Raw genomic sequence first — 26,372 nt, forward strand, 5'->3', positions numbered from 1 at the left:
CGAAGGAGCCGCGCCATGGTTGCAGCGAAGAAGAACCAGAAGGATGTCAAGGGTCGGGAAGGGCTGGCGCGCCGCGCGTCGGGGCCGCTGTCCAAGCCCATCACGGCCGTCACCACCGGCGCGCTCGAGCGGGCGCTGCTGGCCGAGTTCCCGGCGGCCGACGCCGAGCCGTGGGACCGCACCGGCATGTCGGTGGGCGATCCGGCCCGCCTCGTCACGGGCGTGGCCGTCGCGCTCGACCCGACGGTGGAGGCCATCGAGACGGCCGCGAACATAGGCGCGAACGTGCTGGTCACGCATCATCCCGCGTTCCTCGCGCCCCCCGACTCGTTCATGCCGGCGTCCTCGGTGGCGGCCAACCCGGGCGCGGGCGTGTGGCGCGCCGTCGAGCGCGGCGTGTCGATCCTGTCGTACCACACGGCGCTCGACGTGAGCGTGCGCGCGCAGCGCGTGCTGCCCGGCATGCTGGGCCTCGACTTCCAGCAGGTGCTCGTGCCCCTTCCCGGGTCGCGGGACAAGGGCTACGGGCAGCTGTGCGCCCTCGGCGAGGACGACGGCCTCACGCTCGGCCAGCTGGCCGCGCGCTGCACCTCGGTGTTCGCCCGCGCGCCGCGCGTGTGGGGCGACTTCCCCCGCGAGCTCGATCGCGTGGTCACCTGCACCGGGTCGCTCGACGACGACCTCGGCCGCGCCTGCCTGCGCGCGCAGGTGGATTGCCTCGTGTGCGGCGAGATCAAGTACCACAAAGCCCTCGAGCTCTCCCAGGCTGGCCTCGCCATCGTCGACCTCGGCCACGACACGAGCGAGCTGCCGCTCGCGGCCGTGCTGGCCGCCGCCGTGGAAACCGTGGGCATTCCCGGTGATCTGGTCACGGTGCTCGATCAGGGAGATAACTGGTCGTACCCTGAAACGGTACGGGTATAATACAGGGAGCGCCGCAGCGGCGGCGCTCCGTTCGAACAAAGGATGCGCATGCACGTAGACACCGACGACCTCGCCACGTTGCTCAAGATGCAGCACCTCGACCTCGAGGCGATGCAGTCCAAGAAGAAGCTCGAGGCGCTCCCGCAGCGGGCGGTCATCCTCGAGGCGCGCTCGAAGAAGAAGGCCATCGAGCAGAAGCGCGCCCAGCTCGACGCGCTCCACGCGAAGGCCGACGCCCAGCTCGCGCGCATCGGCGACGAGGACGCGTCGCTGGCCGAGAAGCAGCGTCAGGTGCAGGGCGAGATCGATGCGGTGCGCGGCGACTACCGCGGCGTCGAGGCGCGCACGAAGGAGCTCAACGGCTTCGCGAAGCGCCGCAACACGCTGGAGGCCGAGCTGACCGCCATCGGCGACGAGCTGGCGAAGATCGAGGGCGTGCAGGCGCAGGTGGCGGCGGCGCTGGCGGGCTTGGAGCGCCAGGAGGCCGAGGCCACCGCGACGTTCGTGAAGGAAGGCGGCGCGCTCAAGGACGCGGTGGCGCGCATCGACGCCGAGCGCGCCATGCTGGCGTCCTCGCTGCCGTCGGAGCTGCTCGACGCCTACGAGAAGACGGCCGCCCGCACGGGCGGCGTGGCGGTGGGCCGCCTGCAGGGGTCGAACTGCGGCGTGTGCCGCATGGCCATCGAGGGCGGGCGCCTCATCGACATGAAGGGCCAGGGCAACGTGGCGCCGTGCCCCCAGTGCGGCCGCCTGCTCATCCTGGAATAGGGAAGTCGCGCCGCATCCGCTTCTCCCAAACGGCAAAAAGCCCGCGCAAGCGGGCTTTTTCAATGTCGGCTTGTACGCCTCGGTCGAGGCGTAGCGGGCGTGTTACGCGCGCTCGACCTTGCCGGCCTTCATGCACTTCGTGCAGACGTTGGCCTTGCGGACGTGGCCTTCTTTGTCCTTGATCGTCACGCGCTGAATGTTCGGACGGAACCAACGGTTCGTCACGCGGTGCGAGTGGCTGACGTTGCGTCCCGCGCTCGGCGCTTTACCGCAAACTTCACAAATCTTCGACATCGTTCATCACTCCATGTACGTTGGGTACTCATCGGCAAAAACCGTTGATGACAAAAAAGCCCTCATACTATAGCACATAAACTTGAACCGTTACAAGAATTTTTCGTGTAGTATACTTTCGGCTGCGATCAGGCGCATCGCACAGCACCGAGCCCATGCGCTATACTGCGTTAGCAGGTTTTTTGTCGTGCGCGGGATCCCCGCGCCGTGAAAGGAATGCCATGAACGATACGATAGCAGGCAACCTCCACGTTGCCAATGACGTACTGGCCGACATGGTCGGCAATGCAGCGCTCGAGTGCTACGGCGTCGTGGGCATGGCCGCCCCGACCGCCGTCGACGGCATCGCGAAGATCCTCCCGACGTCCCGTCTGCGCCGCGGCGTGGTGGTCACCACGACCGACGCCGGCGTGCACGTGGAGCTGTACGTCGTCATCGAGTACGGCACGAACATCAACACGGTGTCCCAGAACCTCATCGACCAGGTCACGTTCGCGCTGACCGAATACGCCCGCGTCCCGCTCGACGGTGTCGAGGTGCACGTGCAGGGCGTGAAGGTGCGCAAGTAGCGCTCGCCCTGCCATGATGAGCCGCTGCCCGCCCGAGAGGGGCGCGGCGCTCCGCGGCATTACGTTTAAGGAGAATCGATCAGCATGCCAGAACCCTATACCGCGAACGATCTGCTCAATGCCATCGCCGTTGCGAGCAAGACCCTGAGCGAGCGCAAGGACGAGATCAACCGTCTGAACGTGTTCCCGGTGCCCGACGGGGACACGGGCACGAACATGTCGCTCACGTTGGAAACCGTCGTCGAGAACCTGGCCAACCTGCCCATCGGGGCGGGCGGCGCGGAAATTCGCAAGGCGATCACGACCGGCGCGCTCATGGGCGCACGCGGCAACTCCGGTGTCATTACCTCGCAAATTTTGCGCGGCCTGTGCGAGGGCAGCGTCGGTCACGACGAGCTGAACGCCGACAGCATCGACGCGGCGTTCGCGAAGTCGCAGGAGGTGGCGTTCCAGGCCGTCCGCAAGCCGGTGGAGGGCACCATCCTCACCGTGCTGCGCGACAGCGCGTCGGCCGCGAAGCGCGCCCGCAAGAAGAAGCTCTCGGCCGACGAGGCGCTCGCCTACGTGGTGGAGGAGGCCTACGCCTCCGTGCAGCGTACGCCCGACCTGCTGCCCGTGCTCAAGGAGAACGGCGTGGTGGACGCGGGCGGCTTCGGCCTGGCCATCTTCTTCGACGCGTTCGCCTCGGCGCTCACGGGCAAAGAGGGCCCCATGGTGGACGAGCTGGCGTTCGCGCGCGGCGCGACGCCGAAGGTGGAGATCGAGCAGATCAACGACTGGGAGGGCTCGGCGTACCGCTACTGCACGGAGTTCCTCGTGCACTCCGACACGGTGGACGTGGACGCCGCCAAGGACTTCCTGCCCACGATGGGCGACTGCGACCTCATGGTGGGCATGCACCCCAACTTCAAGGTGCACGTGCACTCGAACCGTCCCGACGAGGTGCTCGGCTGGTTCCTCACGCACGACGCGCAGATCTCCGAGGTGCACATCCACAACATGCAGCAGCAGAGCGCGGCGCGCACCGACGCGCTGGCCGCCGAGCAGGAGGCGACGCCCAAGCCGCTCGGCTTCGTGGCCGTGGCCGCGGGCGAGGGCAACGCGAAGATCCTCAAGAGCCTCGGCGTGGACGTGGTGGTGTCCGGCGGGCAGACCATGAACCCCTCCACGAAGGACCTGCTCGACGCCGCCGGCCGGGTGAACGCCGACGCCGTCATCATCCTGCCGAACAACAAGAACATCATCATGGCTGCCCAGAGCGCCTGCGAGCTGTCCGAGACGCCGTGCGCCGTCGTGCCCACGCGCAGCGTGCCCGAGGCGTTCGCCGCGCTGTTCGGCTTCGACGAGGGCGCGAGCCTCGAGGAGAACGTCGAGTCGATGACCGAGGCGTACGCCGAGGTGAAGACCGGCGAGGTGACCACGGCCATCAAGGACTCCAAGGACGCTCACGACAACCCCATCAAGGAAGGCGACGTCATCGGCATCGCCGACGGGTCCATCGAGGCCGTGGGCTCCACGACCGAGGACGTGGTCATGGCGCTGCTCGACACGATGGAGGCCGCCGACGCCGACACCCTCACCATCCTCGCCGGCGAGGACCTGGGCGAGGACGCCTTCGCCGCGCTGCTCGAGCGCATCGAGGGCGCCTACGACGACCTCGAGATCGACGCCCACCGCGGCGACCAGCCCTTGTACCCCGTCGTGATGTCCGTTGAGTAACGACCAGCCCGACAGACTGGCAGCAACGCTCGCGCTCGACGAATCGGTCGGGCGCGTTCGTTTGGTGAGCCCGACGCGCGCCCGCGCGCTCGACGGGCTCGGCATCCGCACGGTGCGCGACCTGGCCACGCACTTCCCGCGGCGCTACATCGACCTCTCGCGCAAGGCCGAGGTGGCCACCGCGCGCATCGGCGAGTCGTGCACCGTCGAGGGCGCGGTGCACGAGATCAAGCTGAAGAAGCCGAAGCCGCGCCTCTCCCTCGTGGAGCTGTCGCTCGTGGACGCGACGGGCGTGCTCATGGTGACGTGCTTCCGCCAGCCGTGGCTCATGGACCAGGTGAAGCCCGGCATGCGCATCGCGGTGGCGGGCAAGCTCGAGTTCAACTACGGCTTCAAGCGCATGACGAACCCCTACCTGGAAGTGCTCGAGGGCGAGCGGATGGCCGAGGGCATGATCATCCCCGTGCACCCCGCCTGCGAGAAGATATCGGCCGCGTGGATGCGCCGGCTCGTGGGCAACGCGCTGGCGGCGGCCAGCGGGCTGTACGACCCGCTGCCGCTCGAGCTGCGCGCCAAGTACCGGCTGATGAGCCGCGGCGCGGCGCTGTCGTGCATCCACTTCCCCCACACGATGGACGAGGTGGCCGAGGCGCGCCGCCGCCTCGTGTACGAGGAGCTGCTGCTGCTCGAGCTCATGCTCATGCGCGAGTCGCGCGAGCGCAGCGACGGGTGCGAGCCCGCCGTGCACGTGGTGGACGGGCCGCACCTGGCCGCGCTCGAGGACGCGGTGCCCTTCGAGCTCACCGGCGAGCAGGCGCAGGCCAAGCGCGACATCCTCGCCGCGCTCGCCGCGCCGCAGACCGCGAACCACCTGCTGCTGGGCGACGTGGGCACCGGCAAGACCGTCGTCGCGGCCTTCGCGCTGGCGGCGGCGGCCGACACGGGCACGCAAGCCCTGCTCATGGCCCCCACCGAGGTGCTCGCGCGCCAGCACGGCAAGAGCCTGGGGCCGCTGTTCGACGCGGCCGGCGTCACCTGGGAGGTGCTGACGGGCTCCACCTCGCCGGCCGACCGCGAGGCCATCCTCGCGCGCGTGGCGGGCGGCACGACGGACGTGCTCATCGGCACCCACGCGCTGCTGGAAGACGACGTGGCGCCCCGGCACCTCAGCCTCGTGGTCATCGACGAGCAGCAGCGCTTCGGCGTGGAGCAGCGCGCGAAGCTGCTGGCGAAGGGCGAGGCGCCCGACGCGCTGTACCTCACGGCCACGCCCATCCCGCGCTCGCTGGCGCTGGCGCTGTTCGGCAACCTGACGCTGTCCTACCTCAAGCACCGGCCGCACGACGCGGCGCGCCGCACCACGTTCGTACACCAGAAGGCCGACCGCGGACACGCCTACGACGCCGCCCGCGCGGCGCTGGCGCGCGGCGAGCAGGTGTACGTGGTGTGCCCGCTCATCGGCCAGGACGGGGGAGAGCGCGACGCGAAGGCGGCGGACGGCGGCAGCGGCGGGCGCCGCCGCGAGGCCGACGAGGAAGCCTACGAGTACGCGGCCATCAGCATCGAGACCGACGACGACCTGGCGGGCGACGACGTGGCGGCCGCCGCGAAGGAGGCGTCCTACCTGCAGACCACCCTGTTCGCCGACTACCGGGTGGAGCTGCTGCACGGGCGCATGCCCAGCGCGGAGAAGCAGGCCGTCATGCAGCGCTTCCGCGACAACGACACGCAGGTGCTCGTGGCCACCACGGTCATCGAGGTGGGCGTCGACGTGCCGAACGCCACGGTCATGATCGTGGAGGACGCCGACCGCTTCGGCCTCTCGCAGCTCCACCAGCTGCGCGGGCGCGTCGGCCGCGGGAGCAAGTCCGCCGAGGTGCACCTCGTGTCGGCGTCGAAGTCGGACGCCGCCCTCACGCGCCTCGCGGCCATGGTGAGCACCGACGACGGCTTCGAGCTGGCCAGCTACGACCTGTCGCTGCGCCGCGAGGGCGACATCCTCGGCAACCGGCAGCACGGCGCGTCGGGCCTCAAGCTGGTGAACGTCGTGCGCGACGGCGCGGTGATCGAGGCCGCGCACGCCGACGCGGCGGCCATCATGGCCGAGGACCCCGAGTTGGAGCTGCCCGCGCACCGCGCGCTCGCGCGCGAGGTGCGCATCATGTACGCCCACGACCACGTGGCGCAGGGAGGCTGATACGTATGAGGATCATCGCAGGCGAGTTCCGCGGGCGCACGCTCAAGGCGCCGAAGGGGGAGGGCACCCGCCCCACCACCGACCGGGTGCGCGAGGCCATGATGAGCACGGTGCACAGCGCGCGCGGCGGGTTCGACGGCGCCGTGGTGCTCGACGCGTTCGCCGGGTCGGGCGCGCTCGGGCTCGAGGCGCTCAGCCGCGGCGCCCGCAGCGCGCAGTTCTGCGAGCGCGCGGGCGAGGCGCTCAAGGCGCTCAACGCGAACGTGGGCCTGCTCGGTCTCGACACGCGCCGCGCCCGCGTGCGCAAAGGCGACGTGCTGAAGGACGTGCCCTACGCCCGTCCGCCGTTCGACCTCGTGTTCCTCGACCCTCCGTACGCGTGCGACGCCGACGAGGTGCTCGGGTTCGTGGCCGCGCTGCGCACGCGTGCGGCGCTCGCCGACGACGCGATCGTGGTGTACGAGCACGCCGCGAGCGCGAACGGCGCGGTGGACGAGGCGGCAAAAGCGCGCGATTTGTCTATTGCGCAGCGCAAGAAGTACGGGGATACTGTCGTGGACGTGCTGCGCTCCTCGGCGCCGCGCGACGCGATCGACTGAGAACCCAAGAAGGAACGGAACCTTACATGAAACGTGCACTGACGCCCGGAACGTTCGATCCCATCACGAGCGGGCATCTCGATGTCATTACCCGCGCGGCGCAGCTGGTGGACGAAGTGGTCGTCGCCGTGGCCGCCTCGCCGAAGAAGAAGCCGCTGTTCGCGCTCGAGGAGCGCGCCGAGCTGGTGCGCCAGGCCACGAGCCACCTGCCCAACGTCCGCGTCGAGCCGTTCGACGAGCTGCTCGTCGACCTCGCGGCGCGCCTCGACGCCACCGTGGTCATCAAGGGCCTGCGCGCCATCACCGACTTCGAGTACGAGTTCCAGATGACGGCCCTCAACTACCAGTTGAACCAGGAGCTCGAGACGCTGTTCATCATGTCGCCGCCGCAGTACATGTACCTGTCGTCCTCCATCGTGCGCGAGATCGCCAGCCTCCACGGCGACGTGGAGCAGTTCGTGCCCGCGTGCGTGAACGAGGCGCTGCTGAAGAAGTTCGCCGACGCGTAGCGCATCCTGCGCGCCCGCAGGTCACCGTTCGGTGTCGGCACGGGTCCGACCGGGTAAAATGTGCACGCTTTGTGCATTGGAGGTTGGTTTTCCCAGCATACATGCTAGAATATTGCGACGCATGCACGCGAGGATACCCGTGCGCGCCAACGCAGATGAAACGCAGCACGCCTGGGTGGAAGGACAATCATGGACGAAACAGGAGTCTTGGGGCTGTTGGAAGAGCTCTCGATTCTGCTTGAGGACTCTAAGCCGGTTTTCGGCAAGGGCAACATGCGCCAGGTCGACATCGCCGCGGCGTTCGAGATCATGGACGAGATCCGCGACACGTTCCCCAGCGAGTTCGCCCAGGCCCGTCAGATCGTCCGCGAGCGCCAGAGCTTGCTCGACGACGCCGAGGCCGAAGCCAACCGCATGATCGAGGACGCGCGCAGCCAGGCTATGACCATCGCCAGCGAGCAGGAGATCGTCCGCATCTCCCAGCAGCAGGCCGACCAGGTGCTCTCCGACGCCCGCGAGCTGGAGCGCCAGACCCGCGCCGGCGCCGAGGACTACGCCGACGAGGTGTTCGGCCACGTCGAGCAGAGCCTCGACACGCTGCTCAACAACGTGCGCCGCTGCCGCGACCGCCTGAACGCCAACTCCCTCGCATCGGGGCGCTAAATGGAATCGTTGCGCATCCATATACCCTCTGAGCTCTTCGCGCCGGCGGAGAGCTCTCATTTTGAGGGAACCGTCGCCATCCCCGTCATGAAGGCGGGCCCGGACCTGTATGATTTCGCGGGGCCGCTGGCCTGGCAGGCCGACATCACGAACACGGGCGACGCGCTGCTGGTCACCGGCACGGTGGAGGGCGAGGCCAAGACGGCCTGCGCGCGCTGCCTCGACGAGTTCTCCTTCCCGGTCACCGGCGATCTCGAGGGCTACTTCCTGCTCGACGAGACGAAGGCCGCGCCCGAGGACATGGACGACGACGAGTTCGAGGTGCTGTCCTCCGACAACGTCATCGACCTGGAGCCCATCATCACGGCGGCCCTGCTGCTGGAGTTCCCGCTCATCCCGCTGTGCGACGAGGACTGCAAGGGCCTGTGCCCGCAGTGCGGCGCCGACCTCAACGAGGGCCCGTGCGGCTGCGCGCCGACGGCGGACGACGATGACGACACGCCGCCGAACCCCTTCGCGGCGCTCAAGGACTTCCCGTTCGACGAGCCCCGGAACTAGCACCGCGCATCGCTTCCCCGTAGCGCCCGCCCTCGACGGCGGGCGCTTTTTTCGTCGTGTGCTTTCCGAAGAGCGCAAGATCGATAGAGACGCGGCCGCGCGTTTCTGGTTACATGGATGGTTCGTCGGACGCGAGCGAAGGAGGACGACCATGAGCCGGGAACAGGAGCGCGCGATCGCCCGGACGATCGATTGCATCGAGAGCCGCCTTGGCGAGCGGATCGACCTCGACCGCCTGGCCGAGGAGGCGGGCTACTCGAAGTACCACCTGCATCGCCTGTTCACCTCCACGGTGGGCTTCCCCGTGTACGACTACGTCAAGCGCCGCCGGCTCACCGAGGCGGCGCGCGCCCTCGTGTCGACGGACGCGCCGCTGGCGGAGGTGGCGCTCGGGGCGGGCTACGACAGCCAGCAGGCGTTCTCGCTCGCGTTCTCGGCGCTGTACAAGACGACGCCCGCGCGGTTCCGCGCCGCCGGGGCGTTCTACGCGCTGCAGCTTCCGTTCGAGCTGCGCGACGGGGTGCCGGACGACGGGGGCGCCTGGACGGTCGGGTACGCGGCGCCTGCCGACCTGCCCGCGTGGATGGACCTCATGCGCTCGTCGATCGACGGGTTCCCGTGCTTCGACGAGCGCGACCACGAGGCGTGGGCCGCCGCATGCATCGAGCGGCGGCACGCGCTGGCGGCGTGGGACGGGGAGGCGCTGGCCGGAGCGCTCGCGTTCGATGCGGATGCGGCGCGCATCGACGTGCTGGCGGTGCATCCGCAGTACCGCCGCCTCGACGTGGCGCGGGCGCTGCTCGACGCGCTGCGCGCGGTGGAGCTGCCGGAACGGGACGTGTCGCTGACCACGTTCCGCGCGGGCGACCGGGCCGACACGGGGCATCGGCGCGACCTGCTGGCCCTCGGCTTCGAGGAGGCCGAGCTGCTCGAGGAGTTCGGCTACCCCACGCAGCGGTTCGTGCTGCGCGCGGAGGGCGGGCTCGCGGGCGGGGGCGGCGAAGCTGCTGCGGACGCCGTGCTGCGCGAGGAGCGCGCGCACCTCGACGACGTGCTCGCGCTGCTGCGCGCCGCGCGCGACCGGGCGGCGGGGCTGCTCGAGCGCGTGGACGGCGGGTACGACGAGACGAAGCGCTACATGGCGGCCTACCGCGGCGAGATCGACCCGAGCGAGCAGTACCAGAACGAGCTGTTCCTGAAGGAGGTCGACCGCCAGGCGGCCGAGGCGCGCGAGGCCGCCGCGCGGCTGGAGAAGCTGCTCGACGCGCCGTACTTCGCGCGCGTGGATTTCCAGGCGGCGGGCGAGGACGCGCCGACGCCGTTCTACCTGGGGCGCTTCTCGTTCAACTCCGACGAGGCGGCGGTGGTGTCCGACTGGCGTTCGCCGGTGGCGGGGCTGTTCTACGAGTGCGACGAGCCGGGCCCCGCCGGCTACGATGCGCCTGCGGGCCGCGTGGAGGGCCTGCTCGCGCGCAAGCGGCAGCTGGGCGTGGAGCGGGGGAGGCTCGGGTACGCGGCGGACAGCGCCTCGACCGTGCGCGACGAGGTGCTGGCGCGCGAGCTGGGACGTTCGTCCGACAAGAAGATGCGCACCATCGTCGCGTCCATCCAGGCCGAGCAGAACCGCATCATCCGCGACGAGGAGCCGGGGACGCTCGTCATCCAGGGCGTGGCGGGCTCGGGGAAGACGTCCATCGCGCTGCATCGCGTGGCGTACCTGCTGTACCGCCGCAGGGGCGCGCTGTCCTCGCGCGCGGTGGCCATCCTGTCGCCGAACCGCGTGTTCGCCGACTACGTTTCCGGCGTCCTGCCCGAACTGGGCGAGGAGCCCATCGCGGCCCTCGACCTGCGCGCCGTCGTCGAGCGGGCGCTCGGCGGCGCGGCGACGGTCGCGCCCGCGCGTTCGAGCGTGGACGAGGCGGACGGCGCGTGGCGCGAGCGCGCCCGTCTGAAGGGCACGGCGGCGTTCGCCTCCGCGGTGCTCGCGTTCCTCGAGCGGGCGCCCGACGTCGCGTTCGCGGCCGAGGACATGGCGTTCGGCCGGCGCGTCGTCGAGGCCGCGCGGATCGACGCGCGGTTCCGCGCGCACGGGGGGCTCGCGCTGGAGGAGCGGCTCGACCTCGTGGCCGCGAGCGTGGTCTACGAGCTGGAATCGACGAGCGTCGGGAGGGACCGCCACGCCGTGCCGACGAAGCGCGAGGTGCGCCGCCGGCTGGCGCGCATGCTGCGCGCGAAGGACGCGCTGGCGCTCTACCGGCTGTTCCTGCGCGAGCGCGGCTGGGACGACGCGCTCGCGCTGGGGCCGAAGCGCACGGTGGAATGGGAGGACGCCGCGCCGCTGGCGCTGCTGCTGGGCGCGTTTTCCGGCTTCGAGGCGTACGGCGACGTCCTGCACCTCGTGGTGGACGAGATGCAGGACCTGACGCCCGTGCAGCACGCGCTGGTGGCGCGCCTGTTCCGCTGCGACAAGACCGTGCTGGGCGACTGCCATCAGGTGGTCGACCGGGGCAACGCCACCGCGCTCGACGACGTGGCGGCGGCGTACGCGGCCGCGCGCGTCGTGCGGCTCACGCGCAGCTACCGCTCGACGAGCGAGATCGTGGCGCTCGCGAACCGCGTGAAGCCCTCGGCCGAGCTCGAGGCGGTGGAGCGGCACGGCGAGGCGCCGCGCATCGTCGGCTGCGCGAACACGGCGGAGGTGCTCGCGCGGACGCTCGAGGCCGTCGAGGCCTTCCGCGCGAGCGGCCGCAAGACGCTCGGCATCCTGCACGCCTCCGACGAGCTGGCCGCGCGCTACGCCGAGCTGCTGGGCCGCGATGCGGACGTGCGCCTGCTGACCGAGCGCACGACGGCGTTCGAGGACGGCGTGTCGGTGGCGTCGGTGAAGATGGCGAAGGGCCTCGAGTTCGACGAGGTGGTGGTGCTCGACGCCGACGAACGCTTCTTCTCCACCGAGTTCGACCGCACCCTCCTCTACGTCGCCGTCACCCGCGCCATGCACCGCCTCACCATCCTCCACCGGGGAACCCCCTCCCGCTTCCTGGAAGGAGAGGGGAACGGATGTTTCACGTGAAACAATCCGTCGCGATCGTTGCGCGCAGCCGCAATCGCCCAATCTCCCTTGCATTCCCTCCCCGCCGTGGTACTATGTTGAACACAAATTCAATGAAAGGGAGTTCAACGAATGGTGACGAGACAGGAGCAGCGGGAGCGGCGTCGCGAGGAGATCCTCCGGGCGGCGCTGCGGCTGTTCGTGCGCAAGGGGTACGCGGCCACGAAGGTGAGCGACATCGCCGAGGCCGTGGGCATGAGCACCGGGCTCATGTTCCACTACTTCGAATCGAAGGAGGCGCTGTACGAGGCGCTCGTCGAGGTGGGCGTGGACGGCCCCATGGCGATGGTGGGCGACAGCGAGGGCGACGCGATCGCGTTCTTCGAGGGCGCGGCGGCCGGCATCATGGCCTACCTGCAAAGCGACCCCACCTTGGCCGACATGTTCGTGCTCATGAGCCATGCGCTCGTGAACGACGACGCGCCCGAGCGCGTGAAGGCCAAGCTCGCGGGGTTCGACGTGCACACGCCCACCGCCGAGATCGTCCGTCGCGGGCAGCGGGAGGGCACCGTCCGCGAGGGAGACCCGGTGGCGCTCTCCGTGGCGTTTTGGGCCGCCGTCCAGGGCATCGCCGAGGAGTTGTCGCTGCATCCGGGCACGCCGTGCCCGGAAAGCGCGTGGATCGTCGACATCGTGAGGAAGAGGTAGCATGGACATGCAGCGAACGGATGTTTCACGTGAAACAACGGAAGCGGCCCGGGGAGCGGGCGCCTCGCCGACGCGCGTCGCCATCGTGGGCGCGGGCATCGCAGGTTTGACGGCGGGCGTGTACGCGCGCCAGAGCGGCTTCGACGTCACCGTGTACGAGGCGCACACCATCCCCGGCGGCGCGTCCACGAGCTGGAGCCGGCGCGGGTACCTGTTCGAGGGCGGCATGCACTGGCTGACGGGCTCGTCGCCGCGCACGGCGCTCAACGCGGTGTGGAACGAGATCGGCGCGCTCAACCCGGACGTGCCCGTCTACGTGCGCGACCCCTTCCTCGTGTACGAGTTCGAGGGGCGGACGGTCTGCCTCTACCGCGACATCGATCGGCTCGAGGCGCACCTGCTGGATGTCGCGCCCGAGGACGAGCGGGAGATTCGGAGCCTGATCAAGGACGTGCGGAAGTTCACGAAGGTGAGCATGCCCATCGTCGACGTCAAGGGCGTGAAGGTCGCCGTCAAGCGCACGCCGGGCCTGCGCGCCATGCTGGCCATGCTGCCGGCGATGACGCGCATGTCCGTCTACGCGAACCAGACTGCCCGCGCGTTCGCGGAGCGCTTCTCCAACCCGCTGCTGCGCACGCTGTTCGCGAGCATGGTCGGCGAGGATATGAGTGCGATGGGGCTCGCGTTTACGCTCGCGACGCTCGCCGCGGGCGACGGCGGGTACCCGCTCGGCGGCTCGCTCGCCATGGCCGCGCGCATCGCCGAAACCTTCGAGAAGCTGGGAGGCGCGATCGAGTACCGCCGCCTCGTCGAGCGGGTGGAGACGAAGGGCGGCCGGGCGGTCGGCGTGGTCGTGGACGGCGAGCTTCGCCCCTTCGACGCCGTGATCGTGACGCAGGACACCCGCGTCGCCATCGACGCGCTGTTCGACCCGCCGATACGCGAGGAGTGGGCGGAGAGGCTGCGGGCGAACGTCCATCCGATCCTCGACACGTTCGTGAGCCTCGGCATCCGCGCCGACCTCTCGGACGTGCCGGAATGCGTCGGGTTCCCCCTCGACGAACCCGTTTTCTGCGGCGACCAGCGGCACGACGCCCTCGCCTTCAACAACTACGCCGCCTACGAGGGCTACGCGCCCGAGGGCTGCACGGCCATGACGCTGTTCATGAACGGAGACACGTACGACTGGTGGGCCGCGCGCAGGGCCGACGGCACCTACGCGCAGGAGAAGCGGAAGCTGGCCGAAGCGGTGATCGCGGCGCTGTCGAAGAAGTACCCGCAGATCGAGGGCAAGGTGGAGGTGTGGGACGTGGCCACGCCGCTCACCTACGAGCGCTACCTCCGCTCGTACAAGGGGTCGTGGATGTCGAACATGCTTCCCGGCGAGAAGCAGACGAGCTACCCCGCGAAGCCCGCGGGCATCGAGGGCGTCTACTTCGCGGGGCAGCGCCTCGTCGCACCCGGCGGCCTGCCCACGGCGGCGGAGACCGCGCGCGCCGCCGTCCAGCACCTCTGCAAGGACGAGGGCGTCGTGTTCCAGGGCGCGACGGCGACGGCGAGGGGCGCCTCCGCGTAGGCCTTCGCCGCGCTGTTTCACGTGAAACATACGTTCGCACGCAGTTCGCACCGCACGGCGGCCGCCGGGATCGATCCCGGCGGCCGCCTTCTTGCGCCTTGACAACCCGCCTGGCGCGCTCTAGAATGCTAGTTAGTTACTCAAGTAACAAACTAGCAGAGAGGAGGCGCGCCCTATGAACATCGACCCGGGAAGAGACGTGCCCCTGTTCATCCAGATCGCCGAGGGCATCGAGGAGGACGTCTTCACCGGCGTGTACGCCGAGCAGGACCGCGTCCCGTCGACCAACGAGCTGTCAGCCCTGCTCGGCATCAACCCGCACACCGTCCTCAAGGGCATGAACATCCTCGTGGACGAGGGCATCATCTACAAGAGGAGGGGCATGGGCATGTACGTCCAAACGGGCGCCGCCGACAAGGTGCGCGCGAAGCGCAGGAGCGCGTTCGACGAGCGGTTCGTCGCCGCGCTCGTCGCCGAGGCGAAGAAGCTCGGCCTGACGAAAGAGCAGGTCGTCGCTATGATCGAGAAAGGATACGGCCATGCGTGAGATACGCGCCGACCAGGTATCGAAGTCGTTCGGAACGAGCACGGCCCTCGACGACGTGTCGCTGTCCTTCGAGCACGGCAAGATCCACGCGTTGCTCGGACGCAACGGGGCGGGGAAGTCGACGCTGCTCGGCCTCGTGGCGAACCGCCTGATCCCCACGGCCGGGCGCATCCTCGTGGACGGCGATCCCGTCACCGACAACGCCGCCGCCCTCGCCAAGGTGTACTGCACCTCCGACAAGAAGATGTTCCCGGAGAACTTCCGCCTCGACAAGCTGTTCAAGGAGATGGGCCGCTTCTACGAGGGGTTCGACGAGGGCGCGGCCGCGCGCCATGCCGAGGCGTTCGGCCTCGACGTGCGCAAGAAGGTGGGCGCGTTGTCGACCGGCTACCGCTCCATCTACCAGCTGGTCATCGGGCTGTCGCTCGACGTGGACTACCTGCTGCTCGACGAGCCGGTGCTGGGCCTCGACGCGAACCATCGCGAGCTGTTCTACAAGCTGCTGCTCGAAGACTACGTGGAGAAGCAGCGCACCGTCGTCGTGGCCACCCACCTCATCGAGGAGGTGGCGAACCTCGTGGAGCAGGTGACCATCATCGACCGCGGACGCGTGCTGCTGGCCTCGTCGGCCGAGGAGCTGCGCTCGAGCGGCCACCGCGTGTCGGGCCGCGCGGCCGACGTGGAGGCGTACTGCGCGGGCCGCGACGTGCTCGCCGTCGAGGAGCTGGGCGGCCTGGAGGTGGCGTACCTGCTCGGCGCGCCCGACGGGACGCGCTTGCACGAGCGGCTCGAGACGGCGCCGCTCAGCCTGCAGAAGCTGTTCGTGAAGCTGACCGAGAAGGAGGATGCGCGATGAGGAAGTTCAAAGCGATCGCCCGCTACCAGATGGCCGACGTCCTGTTCTCGATGGGCGTGTTCTTCATCGTGTTCGCGGCCTGCTTCTCGCTCGGATGGGCGATCATCTCGTTCGCCGGGGAAGGGGGCGCGCCGTTCCAAGGCATGTACCTGTGGATGTGCGTGTTCCTGGTGCTGTGCGGAACCATGTCGTACTCGATCGACTTCAAGTTCGCGTTGCAGTGCGGGGTGACGCGCGCGCAGGCGTTTCTCAGCACGTCGCTGTCGTTCGCGGCGGTGGCCGCCGCGTTCGCCCTGGTGGACCAGCTGCTGTTGGCGGTGCTGCCGCTGTGGCGGCTCCAGTCGCTCGTCGCGCAGTACGGCGACGGATACGGCCTCGGCCCCGTCGGGTTTCTGTGGACGCTGCTGCTCAACCTCGCCATCGCGTTCCTTTCCTATGCGATCATCGTGCTGCAGGGAAGGGTGGGGAAGCGGCCGTTCCTGGCAGGGCTGCTCGCGGTCGGCCTTTTGGCGTTCGTACTCGTCCCCACGCTGTTCGCGGTCGTGCCGGGCGCGGCCGACACGGTGGGCGGCATCGTACTCGCGGCGCTCGGGTTCACCTCGGCGGGCGTGAACCTCGCGTACCCCATCGCCCTGTTCGCCGCCGTGGCCGCCCTGGGCGCGCTGGCGGCCTACCTGCTCGCGCGGCGCGCCGAGGTGCGCTAGGCGCCGGCCGGCCCCTGCCCGTGCGCGGCGCGCCCGCGGCGGGCGCACCGTCAACGCGCCGGTCTACGGGCCGCGACGGTACGGCAACCGCCTCCTGCCGCGGCCTCCCTCCCGCACGTCCGCTCCGTACCATGGAGCGGATGTGTCGGTATTCGGAGCAGGTCGGGAGGCGAGGCGCGCGTGGGCGCACAGGACGGCGAGCAGGCGGAATCTTTGCAGGACGGTCGCTTCGACCTCGGGCAGCTCGTGCGCCATACGGCGTTCGCGCTCGTCGTAGGCGCCGCGGGCGCCGCGGCCTCCATCGTGCTCACCCTGTCCGTCGACTTCGCGGGAACGCTTTCGCAGCGCCATCCCTGGCTGCTGTTCGCCCTGCCCGCGCTCGGCCTCGCGTCCATCGGGCTGTACAAGCTGCTGCGCCTGCCCGTCAACCTCGCCACCGACGGCGTCATCGAGCGCTTCCGCGCCAACGAGCGCATCCCGGGCGGCGTGGCCCCCGGCATCCTCGGCGGCACCTTCCTCACCGTGCTGGGCGGCGGCTCGGTGGGCATGGAGTCGGGCGCGCTGCAGATGGGCGCGTCGATCGGCTCGGTGCTCGGCCGCCCCTTCAAGCTGGCCCCCGTGTGGCGCCGCGGCCGCACCATCCCGAACGGCTATCCCGCCGCGCTCGGCATGGCGGCGGCGTTCAGCGCGCTGTTCTTCGCCCCCTTGGGCTCCTGCATGTTCGTGCTCGAGCTCGCGCGCTTCGACCGCGCGGTGGCGCGCCACGTGCCCACGATGCTCCTCGCCACGTTCGTCGCCTACGCCATCGCGCGGGCGGTGGGCATCGGCGACCATATCCCGGCGGTCGCGCTGCCCGCGCTGTCGTGGGGCTCCGTCGCCCACTGCCTGCTCGTGGGCCTGTGCTGCGCCGTGGGCGGCGTGCTGTTCGCGAGCGGCCTTCGCGCGCTGCGCCACGTGGTGCGGCATCGGGTGGGCCGCCCGCTCGTCGCCGTCGCGGCGGGCGGCCTGCTGTTCGCGGCGCTCGTGCTGGCCTTCGGCTGGCAGGCCTTCGAAGGCACGGGCATGGGGCTTCTGCGCGGGGCGCTCGCCGGCGAGGCGGCCCCGGCCGACTTCGCCGTCAAGGCCGTGCTCACCGTGCTCGTGCTGGGCTTCGGCTTCAAAGGCGGCGAGATCATGCCCATGTTCACCGTCGGCGCGCTGCTGGGCTGCACGCTGGGCCTCGCGGCCGGCCAGCCCGCAGGGTTCTCGGCCGCGCTCGGCATGGCGGCGTTCTTCGCGGCGGCCAGCCGCTGCCCGCTGGCGGCGGTGCTCATGGGCGCCGAGATATTCGGCTGGGCGGCGCTGCCGTTCCTGCTGATCGCCGTCGCGGCGGCGTACGCCGGCAGCTACGACGTGGGCGTGTTCGGGCGCGGCGCGGCAAGCGAGCTCGCGCGCGTGCGCCGCGAGGCGCGCCGTGGCGAATCTATTCTCGAGGAGGCCCGATGAGGCAACGTGAAACTGCATCCCGTCCGCGGCGCCGCGCGCACGCGAAGCCTACGAAACGCCGCGCGCCGCGCCGATTCGAGGTGCTCGGCGCTCAGAGTAGCGCTACAATGTGGGGCATGGATACCATCAAGAACCTCACCCAGAAGGCGGCGTCGCGCGCGAGCGAGCCGACCGCCGACGCGGCGCCCGCGCCCGAGAGCGCGCCCGCGCCCGCGACGGACGCGCCCGTCGTGACCGCGCGCCAGGTGTTCGCGAAGTTCGCGAGCTACTACAAGCCCTACACGTTCCTGTTCGTGTTCGACCTCGTGTGCGCGACGGTGCTCGCCTGCGTCGACTTGGCGTTCCCCCAGTTCCTGAGCTTCTTCACGAAGGACTTCTTCCAGAGCTCCCCCGAGGCCATCATCGGCTCGCTCGGGTGGATCACGCTGTTGTTCGTCGTGCTGTACGGCGTGCGTACGGCCTGCCAGTACTTCATCACCAGCTGGGGCCACATCATGGGCGCGCGCATGGAAGCCGACATGCGCATGGACCTGTTCAAGCAGTACCAGCGCCTGAGCTTCTCCTACTACGACCGCAACAACACCGGCGAGATGATGAGCAAGCTGGTCACCGACCTGTTCGACATCTCGGAGCTCGCGCACCACGGGCCTGAGAACCTGTTCATCTGCATCCTCAAGATCGTGGGCTCGTTCGCGCTGCTGTTCTTCATCAACGTGCCGCTGACCGCCATCATGCTGGCCGCGACGCTGCTTTTGGCGGCGTACTCGTTCTGGCGCAACTACCAGAAGCGCGTCATCTTCACCGAGAACCGCAAGAAGATGGCCGACATCAACGCGCGCCTGCAGGACTCGCTCGGCGGCATCCGCGTGGTGAAGTCGTTCGGCAACGAGCCGGTGGAGATCAAGAAGTTCGACCGCACGAACGCCCGCTTCGTGGAGACGAAGGAGAGCTCGTATAGGTTCATGGGGTCGTTCCATGCGGTGAACTCGCTGTTCATCGGCGTGCTGTACACGGTGACCATCGTCGGCGGCGGCTACTTCGTGGCCACGGGCGGCCTGCAGGTCACCGACCTGGCCATCTACGCCCTGTACATCGGCATCTTCATCTCGCCTATCGAGCAGCTCATCAACTTCGTGGAGACGTTCCAGAAGGGGTACGCCGGCTTCCGGCGCTTCATGGAGGTGCTCAGCGTGCGCCCCGACATCGCCGACGCGCCCGACGCGATGGACCTCAACGCGGCCGAGCGCGCCCGCTGCGGCGGCCCGGACGGGCACGTGGCCGGCGAGGTGCGCTACCGCGACGTGCATTTCAGCTACGACGGCGTCCATGAGGTGCTGCGCGGCCTCGACCTGGCCATACCGGCGGGGACGACGGTGGCGCTCGTGGGTCCCTCGGGCGGTGGCAAGACCACCACGTGCTCGCTTCTGCCCCGCTTCTACGACCCGGCGAGCGGGTCGGTGGAGATCGACGGCATCGACGTCCGCTCCGTCACCGTGGAGTCGCTGCGCGACGCCATCGGCATCGTGCAGCAGGACGTGTACCTGTTCGGCGGCACCATCCGCGACAACATCGCCTACGGGCGGCCCGACGCCACGACGGCCGAGATCGTCGAGGCGGCCGAGCGGGCGAACATCCACGCGTTCGTGATGGGGCTGCCCGACGGCTACGACACCTACGTGGGGGAGCGCGGCGCGCGCCTGTCCGGCGGGCAGAAGCAGCGCATCGCCATCGCGCGCGTGTTCCTGAAGGATCCGCGCATCCTCATCCTCGACGAGGCCACGAGCGCGCTCGACAACGAGAGCGAGCGGGCCATCCAGAAGTCGCTCGAGGAGCTGTCGGCCGGGCGCACGACGCTCGTCATCGCGCACCGCCTGTCCACCATCCGCAACGCCGACCTCATCGCGGTGGTGGAGGACGGCAAGGTGGCCGAGCGCGGCACGCACGACCAGCTGCTCGCCCTCGGCGGCACCTACGCCCACTACTACGAGATGCAGTTCGGCCCGGCGGAGTAGGGGGGCGACGGTGTGGGCTCGATGGCGGGTGCGTATTGCGGGAGGCAAGGAGTTCGGTGTAGAATAGGACGAGCCGCAGGGAGGGGTTAGACTCCCAACGGCTCTCGGATCGCTTCGGCGGTTTGGGTTTAGTCTTGGCGCTCCTTTCCCCTACGGGTTAGGAGCGCGCTCCTTATCATGAGAACAAGCTCGATGACGCGGGACGCAAACTCCAAGAGCAGTGCTGCCAATTCGACAAACCCAAAAACGGTCATGGTCTTCACCTCTTTTCATCTAGAATAATGAGAGGGAGAGGCACCAAGCCGCCTGGCGTATCCGTACCTATGAGTATAACGAGCCGGTCTCACGTTTCGATGGCGTGCGTCACCACGGAAAGCCGCCTGGATCTCGCGCATTTCCAACGTCGTTCCAACGCGCTTTCCACGTTTCTTGCCAGCCGATCCGACGCGCTTCGAACGTGGAACGCATCCCGATCTCGCTCTGATCCAACGTCGCGCGTTCCGGCTCGATAGAGACGGCGATGCTTTTGGCCCGAAAGGCGTTCCGCTCTGCGTTTTCCACCGCGCCTGTCTGGCTGGATGCGCATCCGTTTCAATTATGAAACCTGGATGCGGATTGGATTTTGCGGGTGGTCGGGGCTTGCGGCGCGGCTCCGCGTTTGATACTATACCGTTTCGCGTGTTTACTTAAGCGAGAACGAGCGATCGTGATCGCTCGGCTTAAAGAAGGAGATAGAGAATCATGGCAGTACCTAAGCGCAAAATGGGCCGTGCCCGCACCCACGCCCGTCGCAGCAGCAACGATAAGATCGCGGCGCCCTCGCGTTCCGTGTGCCCGCAGTGCGGCGAGGTCAAGCTTCCGCATCGCGTGTGCCCGAACTGCGGCTTCTACAAGAACCGCGAAGTCATCGAGACGGACTAGCGCAGCGCCCATGCGCGTGCGTTCTGCTGACGCGCATTGACAAGCCTCCCCGCACATCGCGCTTCGCGTGTGATGCGCCGGGAGGCTTTTTGCATGTTCGTAACCCGCGCTGCGCGCATGCGCCTGCTCGCACCGGCGGCCAGACGCATGCGTCCACGCGATCCGAAGAGGAATGCGAGGACATCATGCCCGATAAGGTCACCATCACCGTCGACGCCATGGGAGGCGACAACGCTCCCGGCGTGGTGCTCGACGGCGTCGCCCAGGCGCTCGCCGCCGACGCTGCCCTCGAGGTCATCCTGTGCGGCCCGGCCGACGTGGTCGAGCCGTTCGCGGCCGAGCACGACCGCTGCACGCCGCAGGCGGCTGCCGAGGTCATCGCCATGGCGGAACATCCCGCCAACGCCGTGCGCAAGAAGAAGGACTCGTCCATCGTGGTGGGCTGCCGCCTCGTGAAGGAAGGGGCCGCGCAAGGCTTCTTCTCGGCCGGCTCCACCGGTGCCTGCCTGGCGGCGGGCACGCTGGTCATGGGCCGCATCAAGGGCGTCGCCCGGCCCGCGCTGGCCACGGTCATCCCGTCGCCCGTGCGCCCCGTCGTCATGTGCGACATCGGCGCGAACGCCGATTGCAAGCCCGAGTACCTCGTGCAGTTCGGCCAGATGGCGTCCATCTACGCCGAGAAGGTCATCGGCATCGAGCGCCCGCGCGCCGCGCTGCTCAACATCGGCGAGGAGGACACGAAGGGCTCGCAGTTCGCCCAGGAGGCGCATAACCTGTTGAGGGAGCAGCTGCCGAACTTCGCGGGCAACGCGGAGGGCTCGGACATCCTGCCCGCGAAGTTCGACGTCATCATCACCGACGGCTTCACGGGCAACGTGTGCCTGAAGACCATCGAGGGCACCTCGAAGACCCTGTTCAAGACGCTCAAGGGCATCATGATGTCCACGCCGCTCACGAAGCTGGGCGCGCTGGCCATCAAGGGCGGCCTCAAGCGGCTCATGGCGCAGGTGAGCCCCGACACGTACGGCGGCGCCCCGCTTCTGGGCGTGAAGGGCGCGCTCTTGGTAGGGCACGGGTCGTCCAACGCGCTGGCGGTGCGCAACGGCGTGTTGACCACCGCGAGCATCGTGCGCACGGGCGTTTCTGATATAATCGCTCAAACCGTGACCGCGCCGCGCGCCGCCCGAACGACGGAGGGCGAGTGACGCCATGCCCGGTCAATCATGGAATCCCGCCCACGCCGCTCATCCGCAGCCTGAACGAAAGCCCGAGCACGCCATGACCTTCACCGACGAACAGCAGAGAAAACTGGCGCGCGCCCAGGAGATCCTGGGCTACCGCTTCGCGGACGAGCAGCTGCTGCTGTCCGCCATCACGCATCCCTCGGCCACCGAGGGCAAGTCGGTCAAGTACTCCTACGAGCGCCTCGAGTTCCTCGGCGACAGCATCCTCGGCGCCATCGTGGCCACCATCGCGTTCGATCGTTTCCACGACCTGGACGAAGGCGGCCTCACGCGCATCAAGGTGGCGCTCGTGTCGGGCGCGAGCCTGTCCGACGTCGCCGAGCGCCTGGGCTTCACCGACATCATCGTGTTCGGCTCCTCCGAGACGGGCACGGGCCGGCGCGGGCTGCACTCCGCGCTGGAGAACGTGTACGAGGCCGTGGTGGCCGCGCTGTTCCTCGACGGCGGCATCGACGCCGCGGTGTCGTTCGTGCGCTCCACGCTCATCCCGCGCATGTCGGTGGACATGGCCCGCGAGCCCGAGAACCCCAAGAGCGCCTTGCAGGAGAAGCTGCAGGAAGACGGCATCACGCCCACGTACAAGCTGGTGGAGACGCAGGGGCCGCCGCACGACCGCACGTTCGTCGCGCAGGTGTTCGCCGGCAGCCAGGGGCTTGCGCGCGGCACCGGCCGCACGAAGAAGGAGGCCGAGAGCCAGGCCGCCAAGAGCACGCTCGCGCGCCTCGGCGAGTTCTTCGGCCTGGGCGTGGACGGCGAGGCGCGCGCCGAGAAGGCCGAGGCCGCGAAGCTGGCGAAGGCCGAGAAGGCCGCCGCGCGCGCCGAGGAGAAGGCCCGCAAGAAGTCCGAACGCGAGCGCGCCAAGCAGCGCAAGCAGGGGTAGCCGCGCATGTACCTGAAATCACTGGTCCTCAAAGGCTTCAAGTCGTTCGCCGACCGCAGCGTGCTGGCGCTCGAGCCGGGCATCACCGCCGTGGTGGGGCCGAACGGCTCGGGCAAGTCGAACATATCCGACGCCGTGCTGTGGGTGCTCGGCGAGCGCAACGCGAAGAACCTGCGCGGCCAGGCGATGGAGGACGTCATCTTCGCGGGGTCGTCCGCGCGCAAGAGCGTGGGCATCGCGGAGGTCGACCTCGTGCTGGACAACTCCGACTCCACGCTGCCGGTGGACTTCGACGAGGTGGCCATCACGCGCCGCATGTACCGCTCGGGCGAGAGCGAGTACCTGATCAACGGCGTGGTGGCGCGCCGCATGGACGTGCTCGACATCCTGCACGACTCGGGCTTGGGCACGGGCACGCACTCCATCATCTCGCAGGGCAGCCTCGACTCCATCCTGCAGTCGAAGCCGGAGGACCGCCGCGCCCTCATCGAGGAGGCCGCCGGCGTGCTGAAGCACAAGCAGCGCAAGGCGAAGAGCGAGCGCAAGCTGGCCGCCATGGACGCGCACCTGGCCCGCGTGAAGGACGTGGCCGCCGAGGTGGAGCGCCAGCTGGGGCCGCTCGAGCGCAAGGCGAAGCGCGCCCGCACCTACCAGGGGCTGGCCGACGAGCTGGCCGATCTGAGCCTGGCTCTCGCCGTGGACGACCTGCGCACGCTGCGCCGCGGCTGGGACGAGGCCGCCCAGCGCGAGCAGGCGCTGGAAGCCGAGCTCGAGGAGAAGCGCGCCGCCATCGGGCAGGCCGAGGCGGCGGCCGAGGAGCTGCAGGAGAAGATCCGCCGCGAGAGCGTGGACGCGGGCGAGCTGGCGCGCCGGCACCGCCGGGCCTCGTCGGCCGTGGAGCGCTTCGACGGCGCCACGCTGCTGCTGCACGAGAAGCGCCGCGCGGCCCAGAGCTACGAGGCCGAGCTGCGCGTGACGCTGGAGGCCAACAAGGCGAAGCGGGCGCAGGCCGAGGCCGACCGCGCGCAGGCCGCCGCGCAGCTGGCCGAGGTGCAGCGCGACCGCGAGCAGGCCGACGCCGCCGTGGCGCGCCTGGCGGGCGAGCAGTCCGAGAACGCCCAGCAGCGCCGCGCCCTCGAACGCGAGGTGGAGGAGCTGGAGCGCGCGAAGCGCGACGGCGAGCGCGCGCAGGAGCAGGCGCGCCGCGAGCTGGCCAGCACCCAGGAGGCGCTGACGAGCGGCCTGGCGCACGTGAAGCTCATCGAGGGCCACGGCAAGGAGCTGGAGCTGCAGCTGGAACGCGCCCAGGCCGAGGCCGTGGCGCTCGCGGAGGCCGCGACGCAGGCCGGGCAGGCGCTCGCGGCGCTCGTGGAGGCCGAAGGCGCGGCGCGCGCCCGCGTGGGCGAGGCGCTAGGGGCGCGCGAGGCGGCCCGCGGGGCGCTCGACGAGGCGCGCGACGCGGCCTCGCTCGTGGCGTCCGAGATCAAGGGCCTCGAAGAGGTGGAGCGCGCGAGCGCCGCAGCGGGCCCGGCCCGCGCGTGGGTGCTCGACAACGCCGCCGACCTCGACGTGCGCCTCGCGCCCATCGCGCACGCCGTGCGCGCCTCGGAGGGCTTCGAGGCGCTCGTGGAGCACCTGCTGGGCGCGGACGTGTCGGCGCTGCTCGTGGACGACGCGTCCCGCGCGAACGCCGTGGCCGCCGCCCTGGCGGCGCGCGACGAGCGAGGCGAGGTGGTGCTCGTGCCGCGTTCGGGCGAGGCGCGCCGCGCATGCCCCGCGCGCGACGCGGCCGCTGCCGGCCTGGGGCGCGCGCTCGTGGACGAGCTGGCGTACGCGGAGGCCGACGCCGCCGCGGTGGAGGCGCTGCTGGGCGACGTCGTCGTGTGCGACGACGTCGACGCGGCGTTCGCCGCGCATGCGCGCGGGGCGCACGAGGTGCGCTTCGTGACGCGCGGCGGCTGCATCGTGTGGCCGAACGGCAAGGTGACCGTGGGCGCCGCGGCGGCCGACAGCGAGGAAGGCGTGCTCGCGCGCGCCCGCCGCCTGGAGGAGCTGCGCGCGCAGCTGCGCGCCGCGGAGAGCGAGCGCGCGGGCGCGGAGGAGCGTGCGGCAGCAGCGGAGGAGGCCCTGCGCGCCGCGCAGGGCGAGAGCCTGCGCCTGTCGCAGGAGCTGGCCGAGCTGCGCGGCAAGACGGACTCGGCCCGCGCCGAGGCGCGCCGCGCCGAGGAGAAGCTGGCGGCCGTCCGCCGCGAGTTCGAGGACATCGAGCGCCAGCGCGGCGAGGCCGAGCGCACCGTGGCCGAGGCGCGCCCGTCGGTGGAGGCGCTCGAGCAGCAGCTCGCCACGCTCAAGCAGCAGCTCGAAGCGGGCGCCGCGCGCCTCGAGGAGGCGCAGGACGCGGTGGTGCCGCTGCGCAAGGAGGCGGCGCGCCTGCGCGACGCGCTGTCGGAGGCCAAGCTCAAGGCGGCCACGCTCGCCGAGCGCCAGACGTACGAGAGCCGCGTGGTGGACGCGCGCACGCGCGACCTCGACGCCGTGGCGGCGAGCGACGCCGACGCGCGCGAGGCCCTCGTGAAGAAGCGGGTGGCGCAGGAGCGCATCGAGCCCTTGCTCGCGCTGTTCGAGGAGCTCGTGGCCAGCGCGCGGCGCTGGACGCGCGACCTCGAGGAGGCTGCCACGGCCGCGCAGGATTCCTCCGCGGGGCTGCACAACGCCGTCAACGAGGCCCGCGCCCGTGCGCGCGCCGCCCACGACGCGTTCGACGACGCCAACGCCCGCCTGTCCACGGCGCGCGTGGACAAGGGCCGCCTCGAGGTGCAGGTGGACGCCGCGGTGAACGCCATCGTGCACGACTGCAAGGTGCCGCTCGAGCGCGCCCTCGAGCTTCCCGAGCTGGAGGATCGCGGCGCGACGGAGGACGCGGCCTTCAAGCTGCGCCGCCGCATCGCCAACATGGGCACCATCAACCCCGACGCCGCCGAGGAGTACGAGCAGCTGAAGACGCGCTACGACTACCTGGCCGCGCAGCTGGCCGACCTCGACGGTGCGCGCCGCTCGCTCACGAAGATCGTCCGCGTCATCGACGCGCGCATGAAGGACGACTTCATCCGCACGTACGAGGCGGTGAACAAGAACTTCAGCGAGATATTCGCCGTGCTGTTCCCGGGTGGCTCGGCCGAGCTCACGCTCGTGGATCCCGACGACCTGGAGGCGACGGGCGTGGAGGTGACGGCGCAGCCGCGCGGCAAGCGCATCACGAAGATGATGCTCATGTCCGGCGGCGAGAAGTCGCTCACGGCGCTCGCGCTGCTGTTCGCGGTGTACCGCATCCGCACGACGCCGTTCTACATCCTCGACGAGGTGGAGGCCGCGCTCGACGACTCGAACCTGCGCCGCCTCACGTCGTACCTGGAATCGCTGCGCGACACCACGCAGCTCATCATGATCACGCACCAGCGGCGCACGATGGAGATGGCCGACGTGCTGTTCGGCGTGTCCATGCAGGCCGACGGCGTGACGAAGGTGGTCAGCCAGAAGCTGGAGAACGCGCTGCGCCACGCGGAGTGAGCCCTGGTCGGCGCAGCGCG

General features: G+C 69.8%; 22 protein-coding genes. 21 read left to right on the forward strand and 1 reads right to left on the reverse strand.

The features are described from left to right. The first annotated feature begins 15 nt into the window (after positions 1-15). Both H8S61_RS00440 and H8S61_RS00445 read left to right on the forward strand, forming a co-directional pair. Positions 16-924, forward strand: a complete 909-nt coding sequence (locus H8S61_RS00440; protein WP_186937548.1) for a Nif3-like dinuclear metal center hexameric protein — start codon at positions 16-18, stop codon at positions 922-924. Between the two features lie 48 nt (positions 925-972). Beyond that, positions 973-1,692, forward strand: a complete 720-nt coding sequence (locus H8S61_RS00445; RefSeq protein WP_160941778.1) for a zinc ribbon domain-containing protein — start codon at positions 973-975, stop codon at positions 1,690-1,692. A gap of 102 nt (positions 1,693-1,794) precedes the next feature. Here H8S61_RS00445 and rpmB read toward each other — a convergent pair whose 3' ends face one another. Beyond that, the gene (gene rpmB / locus H8S61_RS00450) at positions 1,795-1,986 is read right to left on the reverse strand and encodes a 50S ribosomal protein L28 (protein WP_009304520.1); all 192 of its coding nucleotides are present in this window, start codon (positions 1,984-1,986) and stop codon (positions 1,795-1,797) included. 221 nt (positions 1,987-2,207) lie between these two features. On the opposite strand from rpmB, the gene H8S61_RS00455 reads away from it, so the two are divergent. The 19 genes from H8S61_RS00455 to smc all read left to right on the forward strand — a co-directional run bounded on the left by H8S61_RS00455 (position 2,208) and on the right by smc (position 26,352). Next, on the forward strand, positions 2,208-2,555 hold the full coding sequence (locus tag H8S61_RS00455; protein WP_160941777.1) for an Asp23/Gls24 family envelope stress response protein: 348 nt from the start codon (positions 2,208-2,210) through the stop codon (positions 2,553-2,555). An 84-nt stretch (positions 2,556-2,639) separates the two neighbouring features. Beyond that, positions 2,640-4,274 carry a DAK2 domain-containing protein gene (locus H8S61_RS00460; protein ID WP_160941776.1) on the forward strand — a complete coding sequence of 545 codons (1,635 nt, stop codon included), beginning with the start codon at positions 2,640-2,642 and terminating at the stop codon, positions 4,272-4,274. Beyond that, complete coding sequence (locus H8S61_RS00465) at positions 4,267-6,471, forward strand: ATP-dependent DNA helicase RecG (protein WP_186937550.1); 2,205 nt, start codon at positions 4,267-4,269, stop codon at positions 6,469-6,471. Before H8S61_RS00460 ends, H8S61_RS00465 begins: the two co-directional genes overlap by 8 nt. Positions 6,472-6,476: 5 nt before the next feature. Continuing rightward, complete coding sequence (rsmD, locus tag H8S61_RS00470; protein ID WP_186937552.1) at positions 6,477-7,070, forward strand: 16S rRNA (guanine(966)-N(2))-methyltransferase RsmD; 594 nt, start codon at positions 6,477-6,479, stop codon at positions 7,068-7,070. Between the two features lie 26 nt (positions 7,071-7,096). Further along, positions 7,097-7,579 (forward strand): pantetheine-phosphate adenylyltransferase, encoded by a 483-nt coding sequence (coaD, locus tag H8S61_RS00475; RefSeq protein WP_154334013.1) that lies wholly within the window; start codon positions 7,097-7,099, stop codon positions 7,577-7,579. A gap of 189 nt (positions 7,580-7,768) precedes the next feature. Further along, positions 7,769-8,242: an ATP synthase subunit B family protein gene (locus H8S61_RS00480; RefSeq protein ID WP_009304513.1), complete on the forward strand. Its 474-nt coding sequence runs from the start codon at positions 7,769-7,771 to the stop codon at positions 8,240-8,242. Next, complete coding sequence (locus H8S61_RS00485; RefSeq protein ID WP_160941773.1) at positions 8,243-8,800, forward strand: YceD family protein; 558 nt, start codon at positions 8,243-8,245, stop codon at positions 8,798-8,800. 151 nt (positions 8,801-8,951) lie between these two features. Continuing rightward, on the forward strand, positions 8,952-11,873 hold the full coding sequence (locus H8S61_RS00490) for a GNAT family N-acetyltransferase (RefSeq protein WP_186937554.1): 2,922 nt from the start codon (positions 8,952-8,954) through the stop codon (positions 11,871-11,873). A gap of 111 nt (positions 11,874-11,984) precedes the next feature. Then, on the forward strand, positions 11,985-12,560 hold the full coding sequence (locus H8S61_RS00495; protein ID WP_186937556.1) for a TetR/AcrR family transcriptional regulator: 576 nt from the start codon (positions 11,985-11,987) through the stop codon (positions 12,558-12,560). A 1-nt stretch (position 12,561) separates the two neighbouring features. Next, the gene (locus H8S61_RS00500) at positions 12,562-14,136 is read left to right on the forward strand and encodes a phytoene desaturase family protein (protein WP_222617523.1); all 1,575 of its coding nucleotides are present in this window, start codon (positions 12,562-12,564) and stop codon (positions 14,134-14,136) included. 175 nt (positions 14,137-14,311) lie between these two features. Next, the gene (locus H8S61_RS00505) at positions 14,312-14,683 is read left to right on the forward strand and encodes a GntR family transcriptional regulator (RefSeq protein ID WP_160941770.1); all 372 of its coding nucleotides are present in this window, start codon (positions 14,312-14,314) and stop codon (positions 14,681-14,683) included. Next, positions 14,676-15,539, forward strand: a complete 864-nt coding sequence (locus H8S61_RS00510; RefSeq protein WP_160941769.1) for an ATP-binding cassette domain-containing protein — start codon at positions 14,676-14,678, stop codon at positions 15,537-15,539. The genes H8S61_RS00505 and H8S61_RS00510 overlap by 8 nt, the downstream gene beginning before the upstream one ends. Continuing rightward, positions 15,536-16,243, forward strand: coding sequence for a hypothetical protein (locus H8S61_RS00515; RefSeq protein WP_186937558.1), 708 nt, complete (start codon positions 15,536-15,538; stop codon positions 16,241-16,243). The genes H8S61_RS00510 and H8S61_RS00515 overlap by 4 nt, the downstream gene beginning before the upstream one ends. A gap of 180 nt (positions 16,244-16,423) precedes the next feature. Beyond that, positions 16,424-17,728, forward strand: coding sequence for a chloride channel protein (locus tag H8S61_RS00520; protein WP_366457579.1), 1,305 nt, complete (start codon positions 16,424-16,426; stop codon positions 17,726-17,728). A 116-nt stretch (positions 17,729-17,844) separates the two neighbouring features. Then, positions 17,845-19,740, forward strand: coding sequence for an ABC transporter ATP-binding protein (locus H8S61_RS00525; protein WP_244977705.1), 1,896 nt, complete (start codon positions 17,845-17,847; stop codon positions 19,738-19,740). 741 nt (positions 19,741-20,481) lie between these two features. Then, positions 20,482-20,661 (forward strand): 50S ribosomal protein L32, encoded by a 180-nt coding sequence (gene rpmF / locus H8S61_RS00530; RefSeq protein ID WP_101722275.1) that lies wholly within the window; start codon positions 20,482-20,484, stop codon positions 20,659-20,661. A gap of 185 nt (positions 20,662-20,846) precedes the next feature. Further along, on the forward strand, positions 20,847-21,866 hold the full coding sequence (gene plsX, locus H8S61_RS00535) for a phosphate acyltransferase PlsX (protein WP_222617524.1): 1,020 nt from the start codon (positions 20,847-20,849) through the stop codon (positions 21,864-21,866). Positions 21,867-21,939: 73 nt separating this feature from the next. After that, positions 21,940-22,785: a ribonuclease III gene (gene rnc, locus H8S61_RS00540; RefSeq protein ID WP_154334005.1), complete on the forward strand. Its 846-nt coding sequence runs from the start codon at positions 21,940-21,942 to the stop codon at positions 22,783-22,785. A 6-nt stretch (positions 22,786-22,791) separates the two neighbouring features. Beyond that, positions 22,792-26,352: a chromosome segregation protein SMC gene (gene smc, locus H8S61_RS00545; protein ID WP_186937560.1), complete on the forward strand. Its 3,561-nt coding sequence runs from the start codon at positions 22,792-22,794 to the stop codon at positions 26,350-26,352. The last annotated feature ends 20 nt before the right edge of the window (positions 26,353-26,372 follow it).

The sequence above is a fragment of the Eggerthella hominis genome, from assembly GCF_014287365.1.
Classification (GTDB): domain Bacteria; phylum Actinomycetota; class Coriobacteriia; order Coriobacteriales; family Eggerthellaceae; genus Eggerthella; species Eggerthella guodeyinii.